Origin of the sequence: Mycobacterium spongiae, assembly GCF_018278905.1 — a bacterium.
GTDB classification, from domain to species: Bacteria; Actinomycetota; Actinomycetes; order Mycobacteriales; family Mycobacteriaceae; genus Mycobacterium; species Mycobacterium spongiae.
Genome location: NZ_CP046600.1, coordinates 166789 through 177644 on the forward strand (window position 1 = coordinate 166789; position 10856 = coordinate 177644).

Annotated in this window: 9 protein-coding genes; 4 read left to right on the top strand and 5 right to left on the bottom strand. The window is 66.7% G+C overall.

Translation table 11 applies throughout. The annotated features are described in order from the left end of the window. The first annotated feature begins 142 nt into the window (after positions 1–142). Both ctaD and F6B93_RS00710 read left to right on the top strand, forming a co-directional pair. Positions 143–1810, top strand: a complete 1668-nt coding sequence (gene ctaD / locus F6B93_RS00705; RefSeq protein ID WP_211699189.1) for an aa3-type cytochrome oxidase subunit I — start codon at positions 143–145, stop codon at positions 1808–1810. Positions 1811–2054: 244 nt separating this feature from the next. Continuing rightward, positions 2055–2591, top strand: coding sequence for a hypothetical protein (locus tag F6B93_RS00710; RefSeq protein WP_246540950.1), 537 nt, complete (start codon positions 2055–2057; stop codon positions 2589–2591). A gap of 111 nt (positions 2592–2702) precedes the next feature. On the opposite strand, the gene F6B93_RS00715 is transcribed toward F6B93_RS00710, so the two are convergent. Next, positions 2703–4601, bottom strand: a complete 1899-nt coding sequence (locus F6B93_RS00715) for a PE family protein (protein ID WP_211697196.1) — start codon at positions 4599–4601, stop codon at positions 2703–2705. A 314-nt stretch (positions 4602–4915) separates the two neighbouring features. Here F6B93_RS00715 and F6B93_RS00720 point away from each other — a divergent pair, with 314 nt between their 5' ends. Beyond that, complete coding sequence (locus tag F6B93_RS00720; protein WP_246540951.1) at positions 4916–6262, top strand: threonine/serine exporter family protein; 1347 nt, start codon at positions 4916–4918, stop codon at positions 6260–6262. Positions 6263–6264: 2 nt separating this feature from the next. On the opposite strand, the gene F6B93_RS00725 is transcribed toward F6B93_RS00720, so the two are convergent. Then, a complete protein-coding gene (locus F6B93_RS00725) occupies positions 6265–7260 on the bottom strand; it encodes a GlxA family transcriptional regulator (RefSeq protein WP_211697197.1) in 996 nt (331 codons plus the stop codon). A gap of 178 nt (positions 7261–7438) precedes the next feature. On the opposite strand from F6B93_RS00725, the gene F6B93_RS00730 reads away from it, so the two are divergent. Further along, entirely contained in the window at positions 7439–7861 is a 423-nt protein-coding gene (locus tag F6B93_RS00730; protein ID WP_211697198.1) for a hypothetical protein, read from the top strand. 463 nt (positions 7862–8324) lie between these two features. Here F6B93_RS00730 and F6B93_RS00735 read toward each other — a convergent pair whose 3' ends face one another. From F6B93_RS00735 to F6B93_RS00745, 3 genes are all read right to left on the bottom strand, one after another. Beyond that, positions 8325–8630, bottom strand: a complete 306-nt coding sequence (locus F6B93_RS00735) for an HNH endonuclease (protein WP_211699192.1) — start codon at positions 8628–8630, stop codon at positions 8325–8327. A 124-nt stretch (positions 8631–8754) separates the two neighbouring features. Beyond that, positions 8755–9966 carry a thiolase family protein gene (locus tag F6B93_RS00740; RefSeq protein WP_211697199.1) on the bottom strand — a complete coding sequence of 404 codons (1212 nt, stop codon included), beginning with the start codon at positions 9964–9966 and terminating at the stop codon, positions 8755–8757. Between the two features lie 37 nt (positions 9967–10003). Continuing rightward, a complete protein-coding gene (locus tag F6B93_RS00745) occupies positions 10004–10402 on the bottom strand; it encodes a Zn-ribbon domain-containing OB-fold protein (protein WP_211697200.1) in 399 nt (132 codons plus the stop codon). Positions 10403–10856 lie beyond the last annotated feature (454 nt).

Consider the following 10856-nt stretch of genomic DNA (forward strand, 5'->3'; position numbering starts at 1 on the left):
AGCGGTCGACACCCGAGCACGGTGCCGCACGTGGGCGCCCACCCGTGGGGGTCATTCTCAACATGGCTGAAAGGGCGATCGTGTGACTGACACAGTCCCAGCACCGCAAAGCCTGACGGCGCGCCGCCCGTTCCCCGCCCGGATGGGTCCCAGGGGCAACCTCGTCTACAAGCTGGTGACCACCACCGATCACAAGCTGATCGGCATCATGTATATGGCCGCCTGCTTCGGCTTCTTCTTCACCGGCGGGATCATGGCCCTGCTCATGCGCGCCGAACTGGCCGCGCCAGGCTTGCAATTCCTGTCGAACGAACAGTACAACCAGCTGTTCACCGTGCACGGCACCTTGATGTTGCTGCTGTATGCCACACCGATCGTCTTTGGGTTCGCCAACGTCGTGCTGCCCTTGCAGATCGGCGCCCCGGACGTGGCGTTCCCGCGGCTCAACGCGCTGTCGTTCTGGCTGTTCCTATTCGGGGGATTGATTGTCCTCGGGGGGCTCATCACTCCGGGTGGAGCTGCCGATTTCGGCTGGACGGCCTACAGTCCGCTGGCCGACGCCATTCATAGCCCGGGCGCAGGCGCTGATCTATGGATAGTCGGGCTGGCCGTCAGCGGCCTGGGCACCATCCTCGGTGCCGTCAACATGATCACCACCATCATCTGCATGCGTGCGCCCGGCATGACGATGTTCCGAATGCCGATCTTCTGCTGGAATATCTTGGTCACCAGCATCCTGGTCCTACTGGCGTTTCCACTGCTCACCGCCGCCCTGCTCGGACTGGCCGCCGACCGCCACCTCGGCGCGCACGTCTACGACCCGGCCACCGGCGGCGTATTGCTCTGGCAGCATCTGTTCTGGTTCTTCGGGCATCCCGAGGTGTACATCATCGCGTTGCCGTTCTTCGGGATCATCAGCGAGGTGATCCCGGTATTCTCCCGCAAGCCGTTGTTCGGCTACTCCACCCTGGTGTACGCGACGATCGCCATCGGCGCGTTGTCGGTGGCGGTGTGGGCGCACCACATGTACGCCACCGGAGCGGTGCTGCTGCCGTTCTTCGCGTTCATGACCTACCTGATCGCGGTGCCAACCGGCATCAAGTTCTTCAACTGGATCGGCACGATGTGGAAGGGCCAGCTGACATTCGAGACGCCGATGCTGTTCTCGGTGGGTTTCGTGGTGACCTTCCTGCTCGGCGGTCTGACAGGGGTGATGCTGGCCAGCCCGCCGATCAACTTCCACGTCACCGACAGCTATTTCGTGGTCGCGCACTTCCACTACACCATGTTCGGCACGATAGTGTTCGCCACATTCGCGGGCGTCTACTTCTGGTTCCCGAAGATGATCGGCCGCCTGCTCGACGATCGGCTGGGGCGGCTGCACTTCTGGCTAACCCTGATCGGGTTCCACACCACGTTCTTGGTGCAGCACTGGCTCGGCAACCAAGGCATGCCGCGCCGCTACGCCGACTACCTGCCCACCGACGGATTCCAAGCGCTCAACCTCGCGTCGACGACCGGCGCGTTCATCCTGGGGGTGTCGATGATCCCATTCGTCTGGAACGTCTTTCGCAGCTGGCGCTACGGCGAGCCGGTCACTGTCGATGACCCGTGGGGTTTCGGAAACTCGCTGGAGTGGGCAACCACTTGTCCGCCGCCGCGACACAACTTCACCGAATTGCCGCGGATCCGGTCCGAGCGTCCCGCATTCGAGCTGCACTACCCGCACATGATCGATCGGATGCGCAGAGAATTGCACGTCGGTCACCGTGCACGGTCGGACCCGAATCCGCTGACACGAGTTCGGTGACGCCCCGAGCCAAGCCGAATGTACTTAGGCCCTGACACGCGATTGTGGACAGCCATCGCGCCGCGGGGTGAAATGAAAGCAGGCGGGCGAATCCCCCAGCCGCCCAATCCGGCAGAGGAGTTAGGCCATGCACTCGGTGTCGACAGCAGGAGCCACGACTACAGCACCACCGCCCCCACAGCCCGCTATGGCGACATCGCGGCAGCGCCGCTGCTGGGGACGGGTCGCGCGTCGGGTCCCGCTGGTGGGCGTCGCGGCCGCCGTGACGGCGGCAATCGCCCTGACCGGGACTGTGAGCCGACTGGCGGTGACGCTGACTGTCGGCGACGCGGTCGAACTCGCGCCGGGCGTCTCGGTAACTCCCGCGCCGGGCTGGACAGTCGGAGAGCAGGGTCCCGGCTGGGTGACGCTCCATAACGGCTTCGCCACTGCGGAAATGGAAATCAAGGTCAAGCCCGCCAACGGGACGGACCCCGTCGCCGTGCTGCAAGACGACATCAGCCAGCTGAGCAACGTCTCGACGACCGGTCTGACCAACGTTAGAGACTTGGGCGCGCCCGAGACGGAACAGCTGCAGAGCCGAAACTTTCACACCGAAGCCACGATCGATTACAGCGCGGATGGGACATCACGGATGGGCCCGACGCCGGTCATTGGCTCGTTTACCGAGCTGCTGAACACCGCGAACCGTCAATCGGCTTTTATCGTCTTCGCACAAAACGAGGATGCGCCCGGCAATGTCGACGGCGAGGGCACGGCGATGATCGAGTCGATGCTGTAGCGCTTTGCTGTTTGCGACGCTCGCGTCAGTTCCAAGGCCCCGCCACCACGTGTGGTCGCACTGAACGGTGAATCAGGTGGCCACCAACCCGTGGCGGTTGGGACTCGTTGGCTACCCAGGCGTTCCGGGTGTGCCGAAGAGCTGCCCACCGGTGCCGCCGCTGCCAATGGCCCCGGTCGGCATGCCAGCGCCAGCGGCGCCGCCGTTGCCGCCGTTGCCAATCAGTTGAGCGCTGCCGCCGGTGCCGCCGTTACCGCCGCCGGCATCGGTGCCGCCGTCAACGCCGCTGCCGCCGTGCCCGCCGTCGCCGCCGTCGCCGCCGTCTCCAGACAGCTGCCCACCGGTCCCGCCGGCGGCCCCGTTGCCGCCGTTGCCGCCGTCGCCGCCGTTGCCCCGGCCGGCGAAGCCGCCGGATCCGCCGCGGCCGCCGTTGCCGCCGTTGCCGCCATTGCCGGACAGCTGCCCACCGCTCCCGCCGGCGGCGCCATCACCGCCGCCGCCGCCATTGCCTGCGGCGCCACCCTTGCCGGGGTTGCCGTCGCCGCCGCGCCCGCCGTCGCCGCCGCCAGCGCCGTTGCCGCCGTTGCCGGACAGCAGTCCGCCGGTCCCGCCGCCGGCGCCATCGCCTCCGTCACCGCCTTTCCCGCCGCCGGCGCCGCCGAAACCGCCGTTGCCGCCGCGCCCACCGGTGCCGCCGTCGCCGCCGTCGCTGAACAGCGCCCCGCCCGCGCCGCCGACGGCCCCGATGCCGCCGGTGCCGCCGGTGCCGCCCACGCCGCTGTTGTTGCCGTCGCCGGCGTTGCCGCCGTGCGCGCCGGTGCCGCCGCTGCCGCCGTCGCCAGACACCGCCCCGCCGTTGCCGCCGGCAGCGCCGTTGCCGCCGTTGCCTCCATTTCCGCCGTCGACGTCATTGCCGCCGGCGACTAAGCCGCCGCGCCCGCCGTCGCCGCCGCTGCCGCCGTCGCCAAACAGCGAACCGCCGGTGCCGCCGACAGCGCCGTCGCCGCCGTCGCCGCCGTCGCCGCCATCAATGAAGCCGCCCAGACCGCCGTTGCCGCCGTCGCCGCCGCTGCCGCCGTCGCCGAACAGCCAGCCGCCGCTTCCGCCAGCCGCGCCATCGCCGCCATTGCCGCCGTCGCCTCGGCTGCCGAGAGCGTCGCCGGTGCCGCCCTGGCCGCCGTAACCTCCGTGGCCACCGTTGCCGAACAGCCACCCGCCGTCGCCACCCACAGCGCCGTCGCCACCGACGCCGCCGGCGTCGCCGGCGCCGCCCGCTCCGTTGCCGGCCGCTCCGCCGTTGCCCCCGGCCCCGCCGGCGCCAAACAGCCCGGCGGCGCCACCCGCACCACCGTTGCCGCCCATGCCGCCGGATCCGGCGGCACCGCTGCCATCACTGCCACCGGTGCCGCCGATACCGCCGTTGCCGCCGTGACCAAACAGCCATCCGCCGCGCCCACCGGCGCCCCCGGCGCCACCGGCCGCACCCGTGGCGCCGGTCGGGCTGAAGCCGGCCCCGCCGGCCCCGCCGTTACCGATCAGCCCGGCATCACCGCCGTCGCCGCCGGGTCCGCCGCTCCCGCCGTTGCCGAACAGCAAACCGCCATCGCCGCCGGCTTGCCCGAGCGCCGTCCCGTTGGCGCCGTTGCCGATCAGCGGGCGCCCCAACAACGTCTGGGTGGGCGCGTTGATCAACGCCAGCACATCGTGCTCGACGTTGTGCAGCGCAACGTTGGCGGCCTCGGCTCCCGCATAGGAACCTCCTGCGCTGGCTAAGGCCTGCACGAACTGCTCATAAAACCCGGCCATCTGGCTGCTGAGTGCTTGGTATTCCGCGGCGTGGCCCGAAAATAGCGCCGCGATAGCCGCTGATACCTCATCACCACCGGCGGCCAGCACCAGCGCCGTCGGGGCTGCCGCAGCCGAGTTCGCCGCACTCAGCGCCGACTCGATCCCCCGGAGATCCGTGGCCGCTTCCACCAGCGCCTCCGGGACCGCCACCACGTACGACATCGCTGTTCCTTCCCACCTGGTCGACATTCGACGCGCGCTCCCGCGCGATACCGCTAGCAGCGTCGGCGCAACGACAAGCGCCTGTCCGCGGTCCAAGCGGCCCAACAAGTGGTGCCGAACCTATAAAGCCGGCTACCGACCCCGGCGTAAAAAGTGCTGTTTAGAGGTCATATTGCCCAGAAGTCCCCGTTCTGCTGGGCACTCTGCACTGTGCACAGTGCACACTCCGCCGACGCGCTCCCGCTGGCGCCGCGGAACTCCGGAAGCGATCACAGGTAGCCCCGATGCCATGAACCCGGCTGTCACGGTTCACAATGCCTGATGTGACGCCTGCGATGACAACCGGCGAAGCGGGGGGGTGGCCGCGGCGCCTGTGGCGGGCTGTGCGCAAAGAGGAGCTGCCACCGCCGGTGGCGCCACCGGACACGTTCTCAGCTGACGAGATCGCGGTCATGTTGCGCAGTCTCGGGATTGCAATGCTCGAGGTGGGCCAACCGACCAACATGGTCAGCGCCCGATTAGTGCTGATTGCGTCGCGCTATACCACCAGCACGGTGCGGCTCGCGGTGTTGCCGACGGTGATCATGGTCAAGGTCGACAACGGTCCAGCCACCGAAGTGGACGAATCGAACCAAGCGACGGTGCGTCTCGATCAGGCCGGCGCGATCTCCGACGTCGTACAGCTGGCGGAGGCCGGCGCGATTGCTCCGGGCGACGCGGTCGCTGCGGTGACTGCCGTGCGTGAGCTGCCGAGTCGGTTCGGCTCTGCCACAACAATCTTCGGCCATGCGATGGCGACTATCGGTTTCGGGTTGATGCTCAATCCGACATGGAAGGCGCTCCTGGCCTACGCGGTGCTCGGCGCAGTGGGTGGTCTGGCGCTTGCTATTGGTCGACAGTTCAGCTGGTTCGGGCCCATCCAGGCGACGGTGTCGGCGTTTCTGGTCTCGTTCTTGGCGATCGATTTTTTTGCCGGTGCTGCCAACGAAGGACTGCTTCGCATCATCGCGCCCCCGCTGATCGCCCTGCTTCCTGGCTTTTCGCTCACGACCGGGGCCATCGAGCTTGCCAGCGGGCAGATGATCGCGGGCGCCTCCCGGTTGGTTTACGGTGTCGCGCAGTTGATGCTGTTGGCCGCGGGTGTGGCGCTGGGCGTTCGCCTGGTCGGGTTGCCGAGCCCGCATCAACCGTCGGCGGCGATGGGGGAGTGGTCGTTGTATCTCGCGATTGTGGTGATGGCGATCGGCATGTACCTGTACTTGTCCGCTCCGCGTGGGTCACTGATCTGGTTGGTGATGGGGCTCGGCGTAGCCGTGATCGCGCAAGACCTCAGCGGCATGTTTGTGGATCAGGCCATGTCCGGTGCACTGGGGGCCTTCATTGCTGTCCCGTTTGCGATGTTCGCGTCCGGCTTTAGGTCAGCCCCGCCGCGGATGGTGATGCTCTTGACCGTGTTCTGGGGCCTGGTACCGGGCGCGTTGAGTTTCATCCGGTTCACCCAAAGAGCCGCCAGCGACACGGTTTCGGTCAGCACGTTGGCGGACACCGGCGTGGCTATTTTCGCTATCGCCCTCGGCACGCTCATCGGATTTAGCCTGTTCCGGCGACTCGCGACGAGTGTCCGGACCCAGGGTGCGGTCGCCCTCGGGAACGCCGTCTAGCACTATGACGTCGGCAGCTGGCCGGCCGCGTAGGTGTTGCGGTATTGGCGCGGCGATATTCCGGCGGCTTGCCGGAAGGCGCGTCGAAAGGCTGCAGGGTCCAGGTATCCGGTGGCGGCCCGGATGTGCTCGATCGGCTTGTCGGTGGTCTCCAGGAGTTTCTTCGCCAAGAGGATTCTGGCTTGCTGCACATAGCTGGTCACGCTGCTGTTTGTGGCGGCGTGGAACCGCCTGGCCAGGGTGCGTGGGCTGACGCCGAACATGCGGGCGAGCAGGTCGGATCGAATGGGTGACGCCAGGTGGGTGTCGATGTAGTGCTGCACCGCCAACACGAGTTCGTCGCCGTGCTCGCGCACTGGGGTGAACGCCAGATAGGGCAGTTGACTGACCCGCCCGCCGTCGATGAGCAGCACCTTGCGTGCCAGCGCGGCGCGCTCATGGCCTCCGAAACGTTCGACGAGATAGATCACCAGAGACAGGAAGGTGGTGGCACCACCGCAGGTGATCACATCGCCGGCGTCGACGATCAGTCGGTCGCTACTGACCTTGACTGCCGGATATCGCGATCGCAGCATGTCGGCGAACATCCAGTGTGTGGTGGCCGGTCGCCCGTCGAGTAGGCCAGCCTCCGCGAGCAGGAATGCGCCGATGCACGAGGACGCCACCCGGGCTCCGTCGGCGTGCCATTTCCTAAGCCAGGACGCCCAATCCTGGTTACTGGCAAGTGAATCCAGCAGATGCTCATCGTCGAAGGCGGGCACCACGACAAGTTGGGGTGAAGCGAGATCGCGCGCCGGGCAGTGGGGTTGCAGCACGATTCCGTCGCGGCAGCGCACCGGCGTGGAGTCCAACCCGACTAGGGTGATGTCGAATAGCGGCGTCCAATCTTGGCCCGCGGCCAGTCGCCAGGCGCGGTCGGCTTTGGCCAGCACGTCCATGAATCCGGCCGGCCCGATGGAGGCTCCGCCGGACAGCGCCAGGACAGCGACCGACAACACGCTGCGAGCGTATGCCAAAGCGAAGTGGCCGGTCGTGCGCTGGCCGAATCGGCACGGAAGTTGTCCGATCCGCCCCTCATGGTGTCTGGCTCGTCAAAGCTAGCTTTGCCTTTGCCCCCAAGGCCGCCCCGGCCCTCAGCCGTAAGGTGGCTCCGCGGCAACGAAGGAAGGAAGACTCATGGCATCGACGCAACAGGCTGAGACGGTGGAAGTCGGGCGCAACCCGTGGAGCGTGGTTGTGCATCATCCGCGGTGGCGGACGCTGGAGTTGCGTTGGCTGCCCGGTGGCATGACGGATGCCGACTTCAAGGAGACTCTTGAGTTGTTCGCAACACTCGGTGAACAGCACACGCCACAATTCATGATCATCGACGCCATCGAGTTCCGCCACGAATTCGGCCCGGGGGTGGCGGAATGGCGCGACGAGAAGATCATCCCCCGCTACAACACGGCCGGGGTCGAGAAGTTCGCCTTCCTGGTCGGCGAGGGCTTTCCCGGGACGGTTGAATCCGGAGGACAACCCGGTGTGGAGGGCCCGGCGAGCTTTCCGACCGGTTGGTTTGCCACCCGCGAACGCGCCTATCAATGGCTAGCCGGATAGCCACCGCGACATGCGCCACTAGCGCCCCGCGGTGCGGTCCCACGTTCAGCTAGGCCGCCCACACCGGCCAGGCTTACTTTGAAGTTCTCGACTTGCCGATCGCCGGCCTCGCCGCTGAGCTGGTACCAGACTTCCCAGATGGTGCTGGATTGCTCGATGACGATTGGGATTTCCGAATCGACCCGCGGCGAGAACGCCAGACGCCAGCTGGTCCCGCAGGGCAACATACCCACGACGATGTCGTGGTCGCTCGACGGCTACGGTGACGATCGCCAAGGATTCCGCGGCCTTCGCAGTTCGCGGCCGCGAGGTCGGTCTACGGTGTTAAGGCTGCGGTATGTCCGCGATCGCAGGAATGTATGAAATGTCAGGAACCGGCGGCACTGCGGGGACTTCGGGCAACGCTGGGGGCGTTGATTCCTTTGCGGCGCTTGGGTTCTAGTGTGTCCATACGGGGTCAGTTTCAGTCGTCGCCGACAGCGGTGACGGCAATTGCCGACTTGATGCGCATGTACCGTTTCAGGAAGGTGCTCTCGTCGAGTCCTTTGCGCCTCAGCCAGCCGGTGACTTCGTAATGGCATTTGCTGGCATTGCATGAACGGCACACAGGCACAACGTTTTCCAGCGTATAGCGCCCACCTCGGGAGACCGGCAGCACGCAGTCGCGCTGCAGTGGCTCGCCTGTCGAGCCGCAGTAGGCACAGCCACCCCACGCAGCTTTGAGTGCGGCCCAATGCTCACCGCTGAGGTCGTGTTCCACACGCTGCATCCGGCGTTTGCGTCTGCGCGCATGTCTGGCCCGACGACCGCTCTTGACCACGACCCCAGGTTATTGCACGCGGCCCAAAGCGGGGCGCTCCCGGGCGGTGAGTGGCGTGCGCCGTCCCGGCGAGCTAGGCAGCCGATTTTTCGAGGATGTGGACGCCGCACGCCGAGCCCAAACCGATGACATGGGCCAGACCGACTTTGGCGTTCTCGATCTGCCGATCGCCGGCTTCCCCGCGGAGGTGGTGGCAGATCTCCCAGACGTTGGCGATGCCGGTGGCCGCGATCGGGTGGCCCTTGGACTGCAGCCCGCCCGACACGTTGACGGGCGTCGAGCCGTCGCGCCACGGGGCGCCCGAGTTGAAGAAGTCGGCGGCGCCGCCCTCGTCGCACAGCATCAGATTGTCGTAGTGCACCAGCTCGGCGGTGGCGAAGCAGTCGTGCAGCTCGACCAGGTTCAGCTCGCTCGGCCCGACGCCAGCCTGTTCGTAGGCGGTCGCGGCGGCGTTGCGGGTCAACGTGTTGACATTCGGCAGCACCTGGCAGCCAGACTCGTACGGATCGGTTGTCAGCACCGACGCGGACACTTTCACCGCGCGTCGACGCTGTTCCAGCGAGAGCGTCTGCAACGTCGCGCCGTTGCAAACGATCGCGGCCGCCGCGCCGTCGCAGTTGGCCGAGCACATGGGCCTAGTGTTCGGGTAGGCGATCATCACGTCACTCATGATCTGCTCCAGCGTGAACTTCTTCTGGTAGGCCGCCAGCGGATTTAGCGTCGAGTGAGCGTGGTTTTTCTCGCTGATCTTGGCGAATAGCTCGAAGCTGGTGCCGCCGTACTTGTGGCCGTACTCGGCGCCGATCTGAGCGAACACACCGGGCATGGTTTCGGTGCCGATCCGTCCGTCGACCGGTGCGACTGCGCCGTAGCGGCCTGCAGGTTCCCAGACCTCGGCGTCTTTCTTCTTCCGCCCGCCGGCGCCCAGCAGCCCAGCGCCCGACAGTTTCTCAACGCCAACGGCCATGGCGTACTCGACCTCGCCCGCCTTGACGGCCAGGATGGCGGTCCGCAGCGCTGTGGCGCCGGTGGCGCAGGCGTTTGCGACGTTGTAGACGGGGATGCCGGTCTGGCCGATCTGCTTTTGAAGCTGTTGACCGAGACCGGCATTCGCGGCCATCAGGTTGCCGGCCGCCAACGCGCCGATGTCGGCCATGGTCAGGCCCGCGTCGGAGAGCGCTCCCATCGCAGCCTCGGCGGCCAGGTCAACGGTGTCGAGATCGGGGTGCTTGCCGAACTTGGTCATCCGGATGCCAAGGATCCAGATTTCGTCGCTGGCGCTCATCGTCGCTACTCCTTACAGGTGATCCGGTGGTGGTTGCTCAAGCCGCGGGCTCGAAGCCGAAGCCGATCGCCTCGGTGCCCTCGGAATCCGTGCCGATCGGGTAGGTCGTGAGCCGCACCTTCATGCCGTCGCGGATGTGCTCCGGATCGGGCTCAACGTTGACCAGGTTGGCGCGGACCGGGGTGCCATCGCAGTCGACCACGGATGCCACGAACGGGGTGGGGATCCCCGGTGCGGCGAAGCTGACGATCGTGAACGTGCGCACCGTGCCTTCGGTCGCGACCCGGACCGGCGTGAAGTCGGTCGAGAAGCAGCTGGCGCACGCGTTGCGCCGGTCGAAGAACCGGGCGCCGCAGTTGATGCACTCCCGCGCCATAAGGTGCGGTTCGCCGTCGTCAAGTATCAGATAGTCGACCAATGGGATCTGCCCCGCCATGGAAACCTCCGTCATTCGTCCTACTGACCGTAGCGAGCGCTGGCGGGCTACGACAGATGCACCGCTCGCTATGACTCACGCTACCGGCCAACTGCTCACCGCGTCCCACACTCGGGCTGGCCGAGGATCGCGGATGGGGCGAGACAGATGGAGCCCATGGCCTTGTCGCCCCGACAGTGGTGCTCGAAGCTGCCCGGGCGGGGGAGGGAACGACCGGTGCTTACGGCGATGGCTTGGAGGATCGGCGAGCCACCTGAGCGACGGTCCTGACGTCTGACCGCGCCGGTAGCCGTCGCTCGGACGTTCCGCCGCAGCGCCACATCGCAGACATCGTCACTAGGGGGTTTGGTAGCAGAAACGTACGCGGCTCAACATCGAGACTAAGTGGCCGGTTCGGTACTGCTAGACCCAACGGTAATGCCCATCGAATCACGCATTGCCATTCAGCTAATCG